Raw genomic sequence first — 15,534 nt, 5'->3', positions numbered from 1 at the left:
TGTTTTCGTTAAAAAATAAATTAAATCAACTATATAATGTCTTTTGATAAAACAATAGATATCAAGCGTTAATAGTAATTCCCTGATAAATTAGATGGATAATGACAATAACATTTTTACTGTGCTAACCATATCTAATTTAGGCTTCCCAGTGTTCTCAAGATTATGACCGTATTAGTATCCGATACTCCGTCAATTTTACGTATTTCATCAATATACGAGTTTATTTCTAATATGGTAGGAGCTACTATTATAGTTGCTATGTCATACTGTCCAGTAATCTCGTATACTATTTCAATACCCTTGAGCTTTAATAATTGGTCAGACACCTTAGACGTATCAGCTACTGAGCTTACTGAAATTAGCGTTATGGCACTCGTCTTATTTGAAGGACCCATGTCGATTGTAAACTTTCGTATTACTCCTGTGTCTTGCAAGTTTTTCACTCTGCGACGAACTGCGGATTCTGACATCCCTATAGAATTTGCGATCTCGACAAACGACTTGCGTGAATCAGTTTTCAGCAACCCTATTATTTTCTCATCTATACTATTCAGATTATCAGCCAAATCGTCTTCTCTCCTCGTTATAAATTAGCTTATCAATTAATTCCAGAGACTTGTTCACTTCTTCTTCTTTCATGACTATTGGAGGTAGCAATCTTAAAATGTTTCTACCGGAATAGAGCAATAAAATACCGTTTTTGATACCATCAAGAAGAATGTCTTTCACATCAAACCTCATTTCTACTCCCAACATCATTCCAACCCCCCTAATCTCACGAATAATCTTGTATTTTTCTTTAATTTCTAAAAGACCTGACTTAAAGATACGACCCATTTTTTCAGAGTTTGACACGAGCTTATCCTCAATTATTGAATCAATGGTGGCAGAACCAGCTGCGCACGCTAATGGATTTCCGGCAAATGTAGAAGAATGTTCTCCAATTTTCAGACAGTCTAAAATTTCAGAACGCATGACTGTGAGTCCCATTGGAACGCCGCCTGCAATACCCTTTGCCAAGCACATAATATCAGGCTCAACTTCCCAATGCTGACCTGCCCACATTTTTCCAGTTCGTCCTAGCCCAGATTGTATTTCGTCAAAAATAAGTACGAGGCTATTTTCATTGCAAATATTCCTAATTTCTTTTAGAAAACCGGAAGGTGGCATAATGATTCCGGTTTCGCCTTGGATAGGCTCGACTATTACGGCGCCTATCTTTTTATCCGACTTTGTCAAGATCTCTGAAATCATGTTAGATTCAGAATAAGAAATGAATTGCATATGATCCAATAATGGTAAAAATGACTTTCGATATTTCTCATTATAGGTTACAGACAGAGACCCGAAAGTTTTTCCATGGTACCCACCGTTTAAGGCTAAAACGCCTGGTTTACTAGTGTATTTTCTGGAAAATTTTAAGGCAGCTTCCACAGATTCAGTTCCGCTATTTGTGAAAAAGGTTTTTTGTAAATTCGTCGGAGCAATTTTAGAGAACTTCTTAAGAAAATCAATACGGACGTCATTGTAAACAGACATATGACAGGTAATCAAATTTTGGGCTTGACTCGTTATTGCCTTTACGACCCGATCATTGCAATGACCTACTAGGGCTACTCCATATCCACCCATACAATCAAGATATTCTTTACCGCTAATGTCCCAGACTTTGCATCCTTTTCCTTTTGTAATATTAACAGGAAACCTCTGATACAAACTACCTACAAAGGACTCTTCATTCTCTACCTCATGCATCATGAGATCACTGTACAATTCTTATTTTCAAGAGCAGACATTATAGGATTTTGTACCGAACCAGAGGCTATTATAGCTTTTTTTACACCCATAGACAAAGCCTCGGTGGAAGCAAGCACTTTTTTTTCCATTCCAGGTCCAATTTTGGGGAGCATGTTTTTCGCTTCTTCTAGAGAAATACTCGATACTAATTTATCATTCATAAAAAGCCCATTCACGTTGGTGATGAAGATTATTACATCAGATTTTAAGGCTCCAGCTACATTGGCCGCTGCGCGATCCCCGTCTATATTCAGAAATTCAAACTCATCGCTAATAGCTATCGGAGAAACGACTGGGACATAATCGTTGTCTAATAAGCAATTAATTAATTTGGGATTCACTGTTGAGACTTTTCCAGTGTAACCTCCATCTATTATCATTTTTCTTCCCTTTTCGTTTAATATCATCAATTTCTTTTTACGGTATGCCTTTATGGTTTCACCATCAATGCCACTTATTCCTACAGATGATATGCCTTTACTTTCAAGCATCGCAGTAATGTTCTTACTAATCTTCCCTGACATCACCATTGTATAAATCATGGCCGTTTCTTTATCGGTATATCTACTCTGCTTACCAGCTGGCGATGTTATGAATTTCTGTTCCTTTCCCATACTGGTAGCGATACTGGTAACATCCTTTCCGCCTCCATGAACTATTACCAATTTTTGTTCTTTTACTAATTCATTAAAATCATCCAAGATAGAAGGGTTTAATCCCTCAACTATGCTTCCACCTATTTTGATAACGATCATACTGGAGTAACTGGAGTGAATTTTAGCCCAGTCATTTCATCAAATCCTGACATTACGTTGAGGTTTTGAATTGCTGAGCCTGCTGCACCTTTCATCAGATTATCAGAAGCGGACATAGCTACGATTCGTTTATTGTCTTCATCCAAGTCGAATCCAACATCACAAAAATTAGATGCTATTACAAATTTCGGATCTGGAAATTTGTAAATCCCGTTCTTGTCCCTTATTAACCTCACGAAAAATTCATTGTTGTACGAATTTCTATACATCTTCCAAAGTTCTAACTCACTTAGATCCTTCTTTAAAAATGCATGATTAGTTGTCAATATCCCCCTTACCATATTAACAGCATGAGGGGTCATACTAACATGAATTTTCTTGCCACCCAACAAACTTAGCTCTTGTTCTATTTCCCCGGTGTGACGATGTTTGGCAGGCTTATAAGGTCGAATAACTCCATAGCGCATCGCATGGTGTGTTGCTGAATTCGCCTGTCCCCCTGCACCTGATGAGCCTATCTTACTATCCACTACAAGGTGCTCGGTATCTATCACATCGTTCTCAATTAGCGGCTTTAATGCGAGGATCGACGTAACAGCCATACATCCAGGACATGAAACCAGTTTTGCATTTTTTATTTGGTCTCTATGAAATTCTGGAACTCCATATACCGACTTAGACAGCATTTCAGGATAAGGATGTTCCCATCCATACCATTTTACATAATCGTCTGGGTTCTTCAATCTAAAATCTGCAGAAAGATCGATTATTTTGATACCCCTCTTATAAAGCTCGTTAACGATTTTATTTGATTTACCATGAGGAACAGAAACAAAAACTATATCACATGTGTCTGTTAATTTATCAAGATTAAGATCAGAAAACGTTAAATTAATAAAACTTTTGAGACTCGGATGAATCCTATGTACATATTCGCCTTTTTTTTGTCTTGACGTAACTATCGAGACCTCGACCTTGGGGTGAGTCACTAACAGACGAAGCAACTCTCCACCCACAAAACCGGAAGCTCCTATAACTCCAATTTTCATTTAGAATTCCTCAATGTATATTCAATTACCTCTTTTTCAAATAAAAAGTATATAGCAACAATGAATTTCATAAATAATAAATCGTTCAATAATCCTCATTTAAATTTTTTGTCGATATTATTTTTTCTATCTTTTGCCACAATCTTTTGCATATTCAACGATGGTATCAGCAACATCAATACCGGTAGCTAGACTGGCTCCTCTAAACTCTACTGTGTTATTTATTTCATGTACCACTAGTCCCCGCTTTTGATCTTCCATCATGTCTATACCCAAAACACCAATACCTACTGCTTTTGCTGCCTTTAAAGCCAATTCCTCCAATTCGGATGTAGATTCAATTAATTCAACCTTACCGCCTTTAGCGACATTCGTCCGCCATTCGCCGTCCGACGAATATCTATATACTGCTGCAATTAATTTTTCACCAACAACTATACAACGAATATCCCTTGGGGGCCTATGAATGAGCTCTTGAAAATAAAAAATACTGGAGAAAGGGCTAGGACTTTCTTGCCTCATTTCCACAATTATCTTCCCTATTTCTTTATTCCGAACTGGAAATACACCACGTCCCCAAGATCCAATCACTGGTTTGAAAACTAATGGGTTCTGTTCCAAATCTTTAGTATTTATAAAGTTAAAGGCAGAATCAGAATTAAATGAGAAATAAGACTTAGGGGTCGGTATATTGTTTTTCTTAAGTATCATTGAAGTCAGTAGTTTGTTTCCGCATATTTCTCCAATTTTTGAATTATTAATTACGTTATACCCGCACAATTCTAGACAATAGGTCAGAAATTGTCCCCGAAAGTGGCTTATACTGCGTTGCAACAATACATCAGCAAATTCCAATTCATTTGAATCTAAATCATCCGTATCAATGATGATATTTCGTGAATCAATTAACCGTACGTTGATTCCTTTCTTAATTGCAGTATTATAGAGAGCCTTTTCTTCGAATCGTAATTTATCAAATAGGATATCTAATTTTACCATTTTTACTCCTTATTTTCCATAATTTTTGAATTTGCTACGGTAGATTGTAGACCCCAAAGTGCTACAAATCCTCTCGCTAATGTTTGATCAAAGTTAGAATTGGACATATAGGTTACAGTGTCATTATTGTAAAGTGAAAACATCGATTTTCTCCCTACTACTCGATAGGATTCGTTATGCATTTTAACCTTTATTTCGCCGCTTACCCTTTGTTGAGTTCGCTCGATGAAAGCATTCAAATCGGATAAAAGTGGATCATGCCACAATCCTGAATACGATAGCCATGCCCATTGATCATCAACTAAAAGCTTGAAACGAAGTTCCAAGTTGGTCAATACCAATTTTTCAAGATCTTTGTGAGCCTCAATTAATACGAGTGCAGCAGGGGCTTCGTACACTTCACGCGACTTTATGCCTACTATTCTATCCTCAATATGATCAATTATACCAACTCCATGCGATCCTGCAATATTATTGAGCTCAGCGATCAACATTTCTAGATCCATTTTTTGATCGTTGATAGAAATAGGTATTCCTTTTTCGAAGCCGATCGTTATATATTCAGGAGAGGTATTGTCATGATGAACGTATTTAAGTGAATCACTCAAAGGTTCGTTCTCTAAATTCTCAAGGAGTCCACCTTCTATCGCTCGACCCCATAGATTTTCATCAATACTATATTTCTTAGCTATTTCACTTATTTTAATACCCATCTCACTTGCATATTTCAATTCTTTATCCCTTGTAAGGTTCAGATCCCTAATTGGAGCAATTATATTCAAATTCGGATCCAGAGATCTAATTGTAAGATCAAATCTAACTTGATCGTTACCCTTCCCCGTACATCCATGAGAAATAGACATAGCATTATATTTTTTGGCCATATCAACAGCTTTACTAGCAATCAGCGGTCGAGCTAGTGCTGTAGCAAGAGGATATTTTTGTTGATAAAGGGCGTTTGCCTTAATTGCTGGAGTTACATAGTTGTCAACGAATTCCTGTTTTGAGTCAATATAAATATGTTCGATAGCACCCAGTTCTGTTGAAATTCTTTTAATTTCATCAAAGTTATCATTTTGACCTACATCAACAGTAAGCGTGATTACATCAAGTTTATGAAGATTCTGTAAATATTTTACACAAACAGATGTATCCAATCCACCAGAAAAAGCTAGAATTACTTTGTTCATTAATACGCGTCCGTTGTATAACTAATAATTTAATCTTTGTGAAATAAAAAGGAAAGAATCGTCAGATCAGAATGATTTATCAATCCCTTAAAATAAAACTATACCCCGATCTCCTTAGCCAATCTTATAATTTTTTTACCTTCTTTCGTCAATTTATTATAAGTCTTGTTTTTTACGTTACTTCGTTCAACTAATCCTTTATCTTCAGCTTTTATGAGTAATTTATGACCATACCCATAGGCCCCCAATTTCTTCAATAAGTCTCTTGTTGAATATTCCTTTTCTCCGATAGTCTTTATCAATTTCACTAAAGCTCTTTCTTCGATCATTATTTTTATTAAATTTGCGTCACGCATGACAGTAAAGTAATGCTAAGGATATTTATTGGTTACTTTTTTTGGCAACAAATAATGATATTAATCACAGAATAGTTTAGTCATTAGTAAAAAATAACTTTAACAAATCATTATATTTTCTTCTTTTACCAAAGAGAACAAGCTTGTTGTTTCAAAATCCTCTGAACATAGATTAAGTATTGTAATTTCGAGCGAAACAAAAATTTTTAAATCACTTAGAATCCAAGTTGAGTATGAGGATCACTGTTTCAGCAATAAAAGCAGACATTGGAGGAATCGGAGGACACACCAGACCTAGTGATAAATTGGTTCAAACTGTTAGGGATTTTATCCTAAAAAATGGAAAAGGAATGTTGATTGATAGTTATATCGGATATACCGGCGATGATATCCATATTGTGATGACACATACGCTAGGCACAGATAATAAGGAGATTCACAAACTTGCCTGGGATGCATTTACCGAGGGGACAAAAATAGCTAAAGAACAGGGTTTATACGGAGCAGGGCAAGATTTACTTAAAGACTCATTCTCTGGAAATGTAAAAGGAATGGGCCCAGGAGTTGCCGAGATAGAAATGGAAGAAAGACCCAGTGAAGTATTTTGCGTATTTGCAGCAGATAAAACTGAGCCCGGGGCTTATAATTTTCCCTTTTGGAGAATGTTTGTTGACGCGAGAAGCAATACAGGTTTGATTATTAATGAGGAGCTTGCAGAAGGTGTAATATTTAGGATCATGGATGTGATGTCAGGCAAAATTGCTGATCTAAAGTTATGGAATGATAAACCAGAGCTGGAGGCAGCTTTGATGTATCCAGGCAGATATGTGGTACATTCTGTGTTAACACACGAGCGAGAACAAATTGTGTCAAGTTCTACTGATAGGCTTCATAATATCGCCGGTACATATGTTGGAAAAGATGATCCAATTGCAATCGTACGAACTCAAAAGAATTTTCCCGCCACCGAAGAAGCAGGAAGTGCCTTTAATGATCCTCACATAGTAGCAGGAAATACTCGAGGTAGCCATCACATGCCATTTATGCCCGTTTCGCTAAACTCTGCAGCAAGTTTGAATTATTCAATCCCTATAGTTTCATGCCTATTATTCAGTATGCACAATGGAAGGCTTACTGGTCCCCATGACGGATTTGGGACAGCCGATTGGGAATATCAACGTAGGTTAGCATCTGAGCGTGCAACGATGTTGAGAGTTCAAGGATTTATTCATCCAGCAACGCTTGTGCCTGAAGAATTAGAATATAACAAAGGATACGAAGCTAGAATGACTAAATTGAATGAAAAATTCAAATAAATTGCCACAAACCCCAATGTCAACGAGAAAGGGACCGCTCATCATCAATTTTAAAAACTATCTAGAGATCTCAGGTGATAAGGCTTTATCTCTTACAAAAGAAGCGGAACGAGTTAGCGAGCAGACCGATACTGAAATTATCCTTTCGCCACCCCAAGTCCTATTAGCATGGCTGGCAAAAAATACTAAATTAAGTGTAATAGCACAACATGTAGACGCCCATCAACCAGGTGCAAGTACAGGTTTTTCAATTCCAGAGATTATTAAAGATGCAGGTGGAGGCGGTTCAATAATAAATCATAGTGAACATCCAATAAATCAGAATATTATAAGAGACTTGATTCCGAGATTGCATTCACTGGGTCTGCTTAGCATTGTATGTGCAAAAAATTTGGCAGAACTAAGAGATATTAGTTCTATGGGGCCCGACTATGTAGCCATAGAACCTCCAGATCTAATCGGAACCAAAAAATCTATCGCTACAGAAAGGCCATCTTTAATAACTAATTCGTTTCAACATTTAAAATTAGTAGGAAGCCGTTCGCAGTTAATTTGTGGTGCCGGAATAAATTCATCAGAAGACATAAGAATCGCAGTCGAATTGGGCTCAAAAGGGATACTTGCAGCTAGTAGCATTGTAAAGTCAAAAAATTGGTACGAGAAGATTTATGAATTGGCATCGCAATTTTGAAGTTTGTAAATCGAGTACACAAAAAAATTCTTTTTAAATGATTCCAACCAAATCATTGTAACCAATGTATAAGAAGTACGATTTATACGATATTCAGAAAGGAGTAATAGATCTCTTACAAAATAATAATCCTATGTCTAGTAGTGAAATTTCAAACAAACTAGGAACTAATCGTATTACGATATCCAAATATCTTGATATACTATATTTTCAAAAAATCCTAAACAGGAAAAGAATTGGCTCTGTAAACTTTTGGTTTTTAGACCCGGGAATTATCAATTTAGATTTGAAGGATGAAAATTTCCTTGAGATTCAGCAAAAGATCATTGAATCCCTCATCAATGGTCAAAAGGAATTCACAGACAATATAGTTCTAAGTCTTATCAACCGGAATATCAATATGAGGAAAATTTTCACAGATGTTTGTTTCCCAGTTTTGAATACCATTCTGGAATTGTATAACAGAGGGAAAATAGGAAAAACAGAAAAAATTCACTTACTTACCAATCTTACCGACTCATTCAGATTATTGAGAAATAATATTAAAACAAATAGTAATAGTAATCGAAGCTTCAGTAACTCCTTACTTGTATTAGTATCTGGAGACGACGAATCTTTACCTATCTGCATAATGATTGATGTTTTGACACGGCGAGATGGCCTAAATTCTACCATTATAGGAAATGTTGAAAACGTTATTGATCCCTTTTTTGATATAGATTTTCAACGTTATATCAATAAATTATCTAAAAGGGTAAAGGGAAAAACCACTATAATCGTTGTTTCACATAATGAAACGGCCATAAGATTCTTACATTCATCTCTTATCAATCAAGATGGTAAAGAAAAATATGAAATCATTGTTTTCTCAAATAAGGCAATGAAGGAAAAGTTGGAAAAATCAGTCTCTAGCCCGATTTATTCAGAGATTGAACCCTTCTTAAGTAAACTAGAAATAAAGAATACTAATTAGACAACTCTATGCATACTGTGCCTTGATTTTTTCAATTACTTTTTCGTGTTCAGGGCTCTTCTTACGAGCATACCTTTCCATCGCATTCAAGGGCACACCTCCTAACGTCCTAGCAAGTGAAGCAAAGAAGAATTTCTTTATTGGATCATTTTGGCCAACCTTATGCATGAATTTGTGAATGGCGTATTTGAAGTTGTGTTGCCATGTTTTATACATAACACCTAATTTTGCTGGATCCATTGTGTTCCCTATATCAAAGAAGTCAGACTTTTCTAACAGTCCAATGGGAACAAAAGTCAATGGCGTTACGGTGAATTTAGAATCAGGTTGTTCCTTTTCTAACTGGTGTATCAGTTGGATAGTCTCCCAACTATCTTCAGCAGTCTCATTATTATCCAATCCCATGATAAGAGTAAATGCAGGTACCCAGTAATTTTCATTTAGTGTTTTTACACCTTCTTTCACCACCCAATGCCATTCAGACGGTCTAAATGGAGCCAACTTTCTGTCGGCATATTTGCCTATCAATCTGATGCTGCCTGTCTCGAACCCACATTGAACACCAATGTGATTAGCAGGTCCAGCTTTGATTATTCGGGAAAGATTGGGTATAAGTTTCTCATCGGCAATAGCACCCGCTAATGTTCCATGGGTAGGATTAGTATGTTCTACTCCAGTTTCCATAATCCCTTTGAATAGTTCTTCAATTGCTTCTCTGTTTGGCTGCATATTTTTGGTTGTCCTTGGATTAAGACCATAAACAAAAATATCATCGCTATGGATCCAAGCATTCTTTAATCCACCATATTTCATATTGATCCGGATTTCTTTTTGCACTTTTTCTACTGGATAATAGCGTAATGGTCGAAGTGTAACATCGCAAAATTTGCACCCTCTTCCGCATCCTCTCATCACTTCAACCATTCCATGCATACTGGGATTGACTATATCCGGAATTTCAGCTACGCTTGGTTCTCTTGAATAATGAACAAATCTACCGTGATATTTTCTACCGTTTCTATCGAATTCCTTTATTTCAACTTTAAACTCGGATTTCTTAAATGGATTAGCTGTTTCCAACTCATTATTGATCATGGCATCAAAAAACCTCCCTCCTGCTCCATCAATTTCAGGTCCAATGCCTCCCAAATCTCCCTCAACGATTGCATACAATCCATATTCTTCAATTTTGGCGGGGTCATAATTATACTGCCACGTCCCGGAGGCCCCTACCACTACTTTTGCCTTGCTTCCATTCTTTTGCTTGGCAGCATTAATTCGATGATGAAGATCTCGGTTATAAAACTCAGCGTAGGACATTTGTTTTCTCCCATAAGTAAATGTCATCGTAACCGGACCCATGCCTAGTGGGTCCATTTCATATGTACCTACGAATTCGGTCGGTGGTCCAATGAATTTGTCAATATGATCGGGATGAGCTACAACTACATCGTCCTTTGCATATCCATCTCTCAGTAATGCTGCTTCAACCTTTCTCAAGCCATATGGTGCGTAATCGGCCAATCCGTTTGAATTAGCAATAGGGTTACAAATAAAATCAAAAAGCAATTTAGGAGTAACTTGATTTCCTAAAATCTTATACCAAATAGAATCATGACTACGATTTGGATCAAGTGCAGGAGCACATCCAAAAAATGATGCAAGTGAAATTCCTCGATAGGGAGACATTAATGTTCTATCAGCGGTAAGAACAACCTTTGGGTACTTCATATTATTTGTTATCTCAAAGTGTAGGAATCAAAAAAGATAATTAAAGTTTTCTTATTTAAAATCTAAAAAATTACAATAAATAAATGCCAACCAAGAGATTATTTCTTCGCACCTAGGGTTCTATTCTTCAATCTCATTTGACTGCCGTGACACTTTCTACATCGAGTTCCGCCTATTGGATTTTTTGCGCCACAATTAAAACAGATTTTGAAAAATAATCGACGCTGCTGCGCAATACTTCTTTTTGTTACATCGGTAATTGGCATAATAACTTTTTTAGAAATCATTCACATTTTTATCTTTCTATTTAACGATTTAGAAACATCGAATAAAACTTATAAATTATCAAAGTGGGTTTACCTGGTGGCTGATTACTTTGAAGTTGACAGATTAGTTGAAGATATAGCAAGGCTTTATGCTTCTCAATTAGCAGTTTCCTGGTTTAAAGTCAATAGTTACAAGAATCCTTCAAAAGAAGAATTTAGAGATAAAGTAATTGAATTTATGGACCAATTTCAATTTTCGTTAGGCAAATTTCCAACTACAGAAGAGGGAATTAGATTTATTGAGTATTCCAAGAAACTATTGAGAAAAGAAATCGATATAGTTCAAGAAGGGAAGAATAAGGAAGTGGAGAAGAGATACAAGTATTACGCAGAATATAGCTAAATTGTGGGCCTTAATCTTTATGGGAAACATTTTATATATAATGTTTCTTAATTATTATACTGAGAGATAGTGATAGATAATAACAAACAATTCTTGTCTCAACAATTATTGTGGATTGGTATATCCTTAGGAATAAGTCTTGCAATCTCGTTCTTGCTACCTTTTCCGTTATCTTTACCGGTAATAATAGTAGTTTTCATTTTGCTTAGTTATTACATTAGAAATAGAGCCATGAAAAAGATGGGCATGGCAGGCTCTGTATTCGGAGGGAATGGGAGTTCCGTAAGCTACTATTGTATGAGCTGTGGAACAAAACATAATCAATCTTCCTGTCCAAAGTGCGGCTCAAAAATGAAGAGAGTAGGCTCGTAACTATAATGGAATGGAATTATGGATCGCACCCAGCGACTAGAGAAATTAAGAGAACTAAGAGAATTCGTCAATCAAATAAACAGTGAATCCACCACAGATTCATTGATTTTGGTAGAGGGTAAAAGAGATTTGGAAGCATTGTATTATTTAGGTTGTTCTGGAAACATTCGAGCATTTCACAACTATAAAAATATTGTAAATTTAGTAGATAATTTCAGAAATAAATATAAGAAATTAATTTTGCTTTTAGATTTGGATCATAGTGGTGAAATAATGACTAGAAAAATCTCGCTGTTATTAAATCAAAGGTATATTGATAATTATTACAGATACAGAATAGTGAATATTACACGAGGAAAAATAAGGACCGTTGAGGAATTAAAATCATTCTACAATAGTATGTCAAGAAATTAAATAAAACAAAAAGTTTAATTAAATAATTTTATGGTCGACATAAGATTTGTATTGTAAAAATTCAAAAGTGTCATTAATCACGTAAAAATTTTAAAACAAAAAACTTAATCAAGGTAAGCCATTATAGATATGATAATCAGTGAAATATGATCAATAAAGTTAATAACGAAGTAATAAAAATGCCAAATACTGGTATTGTAAAATATCATGTCAAGCTAAAGTTTGATGTTGATGGACTAGTTGAGAAGGCCGATATTATTGGAGCTATTTTTGGCCAAACTGAAGGATTGTTGGGTCCAGAGATGAACTTAAACGAACTACAGAAGGTTTCGAAGGTCGGCCGAATTGAAGTAAACGTAGATACCAAGTCTAACTCAGCACGTGGAGATGCCTTGATTCCCATGAGTACTGATATTTCTACAGCAGCTTTGATAGCTGCAGCTATTGAAAGTATTGATAAAGTGGGACCTTTCCAAGCAAAATTTTCTTTGGTTGGAATTGATGACATTAGAGCGATAAAGAAGAAAGTAATAGTAGATAGAGCCAAAAAAATTGTCCAAGAATGGGCAACCAAAACCATTAGCGAAGGAGAAGAAATGTTAAAGGATGTTTATGATGCAAGCAAACCCGGCAGATTGACAACTTTTGGGAAGGCCCAACTAGCATGCGGTGTAGGCGTTTTTGATAGCGATTGGATAATACTTGTAGAGGGACGTGCAGATGTAATCAATCTCTTAAGAGCGGGATATGATAATTCAATTGCAATAGAAGGTGCAAAAATTGACGAAACTATTTTAAAATTGACCCAGGGAAAACGGACTGTTGCTTTTATTGACGGAGATCGTGCTGGGGATTTGATACTAAAGGAGTTACAAGGGCTGGTAGATATTGAGAAAGTATACAGAGCTCCTTCCGGTAGGGAGGTAGAGGAGTGCACCCCGCTGGAGATTTCAGAAATATTGAAAGATGTAGAACAGCTTATGAAAGATAGAATCAACGACACGAACACCGTTCCATCGAATGTCCAACAAATTAGGAATACTCATAGAGTGGATCATTCCCAGAATCAGTTAAATAATCAAGACCAAAATAACACATTCCCATATAACAGAGATTTTAACAATCAAAGCTTCAACAAAAATAATAATTATGACAGTAGCAAGCAAATGCTAATCCCCGATAGCACGACTTCGAAAGAAGATGAAGAAATTATCTCCACTGTTAAAAAAGTATTTCAAGAAATAAATGAAACTTTAGAAGCGATGGGTTTTGATAAGTCAATGAAAAGGATAGTTAAAATTCCGATATCAGAAATAATGAAGAAAATATCTAGCTTAAATGACGTAAATCTACTAATATTAGACGGCATAATTACCCCTAGGCTCGTTGAGGCTGCAGCTAAATCGGGTATAAAGTATGTAATAGGTCATAGAACGAGCAATCTAAAAAGGGTAAACCCAGATGTTCGTGTTCAAACATTTTCAGATATGGGGTTGATTAGCCAGCCAATCAGTAGTAGATAATTGCATAATGATGGTTAAAGAGTATTCAAACTTTAACTATTTTCATCTTTTAGTAATGATTCATTTATTGTCAAATGGAGGGAAAGACAGTTATTTAGAAATTACGAGTACAGAAATAAGTCACATAATTAATAGATCCCAACAAACGGCTTCAAAAATAATAATCGACCTAGAGAAAGAGAACCTAATAGAAAGAGTAAAAAATAAAAAAAAATTTGGAATGAAACTGACAGAAACCGGCTGTGAAATATTACAGAATATTTATAATTTGTTAAAAGTATCTATGGAGAAATCTCAAATTAAGTCCATGCTTTTTAAAGGTAAAATCGTTACTGGGATGGGAGAAGGTGCTTATTACATGTCACTGGAGGGGTACAAGAAACAGTTTCAAAATAAATTGGGTTATGAACCATTTCCTGGAACGCTTAACGTAAAAATTGAGGATAAGAATTATATGAATTCAAGAAAAGATTTGATAAATTACCCCTCTATTTTCATTGATGGTTTCAAAAATTCGGATAGGACTTTTGGCTGGGTGAGATGCTACCCAGCCACTATATCTCAAGAAACAAGATACTCTCGTGACTTGACCCAATCGCAAACAACTGATATTTCATATGATGTTCACGTTCTTTTATTGGAAAGGACTCATCATAACAATAATCTAATAGAGGTCATTGGCCCTTTGAACATAAAAGAATCATCAAATCTAAAAAATGGAGATAACGTTGTTGTAAAGATTAAAGAATCTGTGGGAAATACTTAAAATTCATAAAAAGAGTTTCCCAATTCGCTTTTAATTAATGAACTTTTTAGTTTTGGAAGGGGGGAGGAAAGTCTGACAACATCAAGAGTCAAGCCACGATCAAAACAATTTTTTTTCATCACTATTTCATCATGAGTTTGGTCATAACCTAAAGCAATGACATCGGGCCTCACGAATTCGACTGTATCATAAATGGATTTTTTTCTTCCAATAATAGCTTTGTCTACAAATTTTATTGACGAAACTAACTCTAACCGGCTCTTTTCGTCATGGTAAATCTTGCGATTTTTTTTCAAGGTACTAATTGTAGAGTCAGTCGCAACTACAACAATTAGGACGTCCCCTAATAATTTAGCAGATTTTAGTGTATGAATATGACCAACGTGAAGTAGATCAAACACCCCTCCTACAAGCACAACCTTAATCTGTTCACGACCTAAATTCGTAAGTATGCAAGTCATATTGTTCAAACTTTTTTCGGAATCGGATCCAATTTGTTTTGTAACAATTAAGCCCAGTTTTTCAAGTTCTGTTAATTGATTTTTATAAAAGGTGATATCAAATGCCAATTTTTTAGTTAAATATGGCAATATGGGATTAGAAATTTGGTTATCTATCAAATTATTACTATATATCGAACATAGTAGGAATCGTTGTATCGAATTCATTAAATTTGATTTATCATGAACTTCACTGTATATAATTTTACATCTCATGAGTTTTGATATTTCATTAACTAGGATTATTAAGCGGTTTGCAAAGTAACTTGTAAGCTCTAGAAATTTAAACCAACCAAGCATTGCAATAGTATCTACACCGGTACTACCTGACTCTTCTGTAGTAACCCAAACTGCAGGCCGTTGGACACAGTATTAATATGATTGCGTTATATTTTGAATGTGATATTGATATTTTAGATAGCGAATAAAA

The 15,534-nt window shown here is 35.5% G+C and carries 18 protein-coding genes; 8 read left to right on the top strand and 10 right to left on the bottom strand.

All coding sequences use genetic code 11. The features are described 5' to 3' along the window. Positions 1-134: 134 nt before the first annotated feature. The 7 genes from AB0A59_RS05765 to AB0A59_RS05735 form a co-directional block, all read right to left on the bottom strand. Positions 135-569: an AsnC family transcriptional regulator gene (locus tag AB0A59_RS05765; RefSeq protein WP_458747135.1), complete on the bottom strand. Its 435-nt coding sequence runs from the start codon at positions 567-569 to the stop codon at positions 135-137. Then, positions 562-1,758 (bottom strand): aspartate aminotransferase family protein, encoded by a 1,197-nt coding sequence (locus tag AB0A59_RS05760; protein WP_458747569.1) that lies wholly within the window; start codon positions 1,756-1,758, stop codon positions 562-564. The genes AB0A59_RS05765 and AB0A59_RS05760 overlap by 8 nt, the downstream gene beginning before the upstream one ends. Continuing rightward, positions 1,758-2,555, bottom strand: a complete 798-nt coding sequence (locus AB0A59_RS05755) for a [LysW]-aminoadipate/[LysW]-glutamate kinase (protein WP_458747134.1) — start codon at positions 2,553-2,555, stop codon at positions 1,758-1,760. Before AB0A59_RS05755 ends, AB0A59_RS05760 begins: the two co-directional genes overlap by 1 nt. After that, positions 2,552-3,604, bottom strand: coding sequence for an N-acetyl-gamma-glutamyl-phosphate reductase (argC, locus tag AB0A59_RS05750; RefSeq protein WP_458747133.1), 1,053 nt, complete (start codon positions 3,602-3,604; stop codon positions 2,552-2,554). The genes AB0A59_RS05755 and argC overlap by 4 nt, the downstream gene beginning before the upstream one ends. Before the next feature lie 126 nt (positions 3,605-3,730). Next, on the bottom strand, positions 3,731-4,603 hold the full coding sequence (locus AB0A59_RS05745) for a RimK family alpha-L-glutamate ligase (RefSeq protein WP_458747132.1): 873 nt from the start codon (positions 4,601-4,603) through the stop codon (positions 3,731-3,733). Positions 4,604-4,605: 2 nt separating this feature from the next. After that, a complete protein-coding gene (locus AB0A59_RS05740; protein WP_458747131.1) occupies positions 4,606-5,793 on the bottom strand; it encodes an argininosuccinate synthase in 1,188 nt (395 codons plus the stop codon). Positions 5,794-5,891: 98 nt separating this feature from the next. Beyond that, positions 5,892-6,149, bottom strand: coding sequence for a hypothetical protein (locus AB0A59_RS05735; RefSeq protein ID WP_134485267.1), 258 nt, complete (start codon positions 6,147-6,149; stop codon positions 5,892-5,894). A gap of 233 nt (positions 6,150-6,382) precedes the next feature. Here AB0A59_RS05735 and AB0A59_RS05730 point away from each other — a divergent pair, with 233 nt between their 5' ends. The 3 genes from AB0A59_RS05730 to AB0A59_RS05720 all read left to right on the top strand — a co-directional run bounded on the left by AB0A59_RS05730 (position 6,383) and on the right by AB0A59_RS05720 (position 9,129). Then, positions 6,383-7,465, top strand: coding sequence for a fructose 1,6-bisphosphatase (locus AB0A59_RS05730; RefSeq protein ID WP_458747130.1), 1,083 nt, complete (start codon positions 6,383-6,385; stop codon positions 7,463-7,465). Then, entirely contained in the window at positions 7,449-8,156 is a 708-nt protein-coding gene (locus AB0A59_RS05725) for a triose-phosphate isomerase (protein WP_458747129.1), read from the top strand. The genes AB0A59_RS05730 and AB0A59_RS05725 overlap by 17 nt, the downstream gene beginning before the upstream one ends. Before the next feature lie 64 nt (positions 8,157-8,220). Beyond that, the gene (locus AB0A59_RS05720; RefSeq protein WP_458747128.1) at positions 8,221-9,129 is read left to right on the top strand and encodes a hypothetical protein; all 909 of its coding nucleotides are present in this window, start codon (positions 8,221-8,223) and stop codon (positions 9,127-9,129) included. Between the two features lie 6 nt (positions 9,130-9,135). Here the strand turns inward: AB0A59_RS05720 and AB0A59_RS05715 are convergent, their stop codons facing one another. Then, positions 9,136-10,860 carry a B12-binding domain-containing radical SAM protein gene (locus tag AB0A59_RS05715; RefSeq protein WP_458747127.1) on the bottom strand — a complete coding sequence of 575 codons (1,725 nt, stop codon included), beginning with the start codon at positions 10,858-10,860 and terminating at the stop codon, positions 9,136-9,138. Between the two features lie 98 nt (positions 10,861-10,958). After that, the gene (locus AB0A59_RS05710; protein ID WP_458747126.1) at positions 10,959-11,126 is read right to left on the bottom strand and encodes a 50S ribosomal protein L40e; all 168 of its coding nucleotides are present in this window, start codon (positions 11,124-11,126) and stop codon (positions 10,959-10,961) included. A gap of 97 nt (positions 11,127-11,223) precedes the next feature. Between AB0A59_RS05710 and AB0A59_RS05705 the strand changes: the two genes are divergently transcribed. The 5 genes from AB0A59_RS05705 to AB0A59_RS05685 all read left to right on the top strand — a co-directional run bounded on the left by AB0A59_RS05705 (position 11,224) and on the right by AB0A59_RS05685 (position 14,604). After that, on the top strand, positions 11,224-11,529 hold the full coding sequence (locus AB0A59_RS05705; protein ID WP_458747125.1) for a hypothetical protein: 306 nt from the start codon (positions 11,224-11,226) through the stop codon (positions 11,527-11,529). Between the two features lie 69 nt (positions 11,530-11,598). Beyond that, positions 11,599-11,901, top strand: a complete 303-nt coding sequence (locus tag AB0A59_RS05700; RefSeq protein WP_144730046.1) for a hypothetical protein — start codon at positions 11,599-11,601, stop codon at positions 11,899-11,901. 18 nt (positions 11,902-11,919) lie between these two features. Next, positions 11,920-12,315: a toprim domain-containing protein gene (locus AB0A59_RS05695; RefSeq protein WP_458747124.1), complete on the top strand. Its 396-nt coding sequence runs from the start codon at positions 11,920-11,922 to the stop codon at positions 12,313-12,315. A 179-nt stretch (positions 12,316-12,494) separates the two neighbouring features. Further along, positions 12,495-13,838 carry a DNA primase DnaG gene (gene dnaG, locus AB0A59_RS05690; protein WP_458747568.1) on the top strand — a complete coding sequence of 448 codons (1,344 nt, stop codon included), beginning with the start codon at positions 12,495-12,497 and terminating at the stop codon, positions 13,836-13,838. Positions 13,839-13,845: 7 nt separating this feature from the next. Beyond that, complete coding sequence (locus tag AB0A59_RS05685; protein ID WP_458747123.1) at positions 13,846-14,604, top strand: DUF120 domain-containing protein; 759 nt, start codon at positions 13,846-13,848, stop codon at positions 14,602-14,604. On the opposite strand, the gene AB0A59_RS05680 is transcribed toward AB0A59_RS05685, so the two are convergent. Beyond that, entirely contained in the window at positions 14,601-15,272 is a 672-nt protein-coding gene (locus tag AB0A59_RS05680; RefSeq protein WP_458747122.1) for an adenylyltransferase/cytidyltransferase family protein, read from the bottom strand. The genes AB0A59_RS05685 and AB0A59_RS05680 overlap by 4 nt on opposite strands. Between the last annotated feature and the right edge of the window lie 262 nt (positions 15,273-15,534).

It is taken from the genome of Candidatus Nitrosocosmicus sp. T (assembly GCF_054408485.1).
This window is presented reverse-complemented; position numbering and strand designations above follow the sequence as displayed.

Excerpts from the sequence above, each read along its gene's own strand:
- AB0A59_RS05760 (WP_458747569.1), bottom strand. The coding sequence starts at position 1,758 with ATGCATGAGGTAGAGAATGAAGAGTCCTTTGTAGGTAGTTTGTATCAG.
- AB0A59_RS05725 (WP_458747129.1), top strand. The coding sequence starts at position 7,449 with ATGAAAAATTCAAATAAATTGCCACAAACCCCAATGTCAACGAGAAAG.
- AB0A59_RS05685 (WP_458747123.1), top strand. The coding sequence starts at position 13,846 with ATGATGGTTAAAGAGTATTCAAACTTTAACTATTTTCATCTTTTAGTA.
- AB0A59_RS05710 (WP_458747126.1), bottom strand. The coding sequence starts at position 11,126 with ATGCCAATTACCGATGTAACAAAAAGAAGTATTGCGCAGCAGCGTCGA.
- AB0A59_RS05730 (WP_458747130.1), top strand. The coding sequence starts at position 6,383 with ATGAGGATCACTGTTTCAGCAATAAAAGCAGACATTGGAGGAATCGGA.
- argC (WP_458747133.1), bottom strand. The coding sequence starts at position 3,604 with ATGAAAATTGGAGTTATAGGAGCTTCCGGTTTTGTGGGTGGAGAGTTG.
- AB0A59_RS05755 (WP_458747134.1), bottom strand. The coding sequence starts at position 2,555 with ATGATCGTTATCAAAATAGGTGGAAGCATAGTTGAGGGATTAAACCCT.
- AB0A59_RS05735 (WP_134485267.1), bottom strand. The coding sequence starts at position 6,149 with ATGCGTGACGCAAATTTAATAAAAATAATGATCGAAGAAAGAGCTTTA.
- AB0A59_RS05740 (WP_458747131.1), bottom strand. The coding sequence starts at position 5,793 with ATGAACAAAGTAATTCTAGCTTTTTCTGGTGGATTGGATACATCTGTT.
- dnaG (WP_458747568.1), top strand. The coding sequence starts at position 12,495 with ATGCCAAATACTGGTATTGTAAAATATCATGTCAAGCTAAAGTTTGAT.
- AB0A59_RS05715 (WP_458747127.1), bottom strand. The coding sequence starts at position 10,860 with ATGAAGTACCCAAAGGTTGTTCTTACCGCTGATAGAACATTAATGTCT.
- AB0A59_RS05745 (WP_458747132.1), bottom strand. The coding sequence starts at position 4,603 with ATGGTAAAATTAGATATCCTATTTGATAAATTACGATTCGAAGAAAAG.
- AB0A59_RS05720 (WP_458747128.1), top strand. The coding sequence starts at position 8,221 with ATGTATAAGAAGTACGATTTATACGATATTCAGAAAGGAGTAATAGAT.
- AB0A59_RS05695 (WP_458747124.1), top strand. The coding sequence starts at position 11,920 with ATGGATCGCACCCAGCGACTAGAGAAATTAAGAGAACTAAGAGAATTC.
- AB0A59_RS05680 (WP_458747122.1), bottom strand. The coding sequence starts at position 15,272 with ATGAATTCGATACAACGATTCCTACTATGTTCGATATATAGTAATAAT.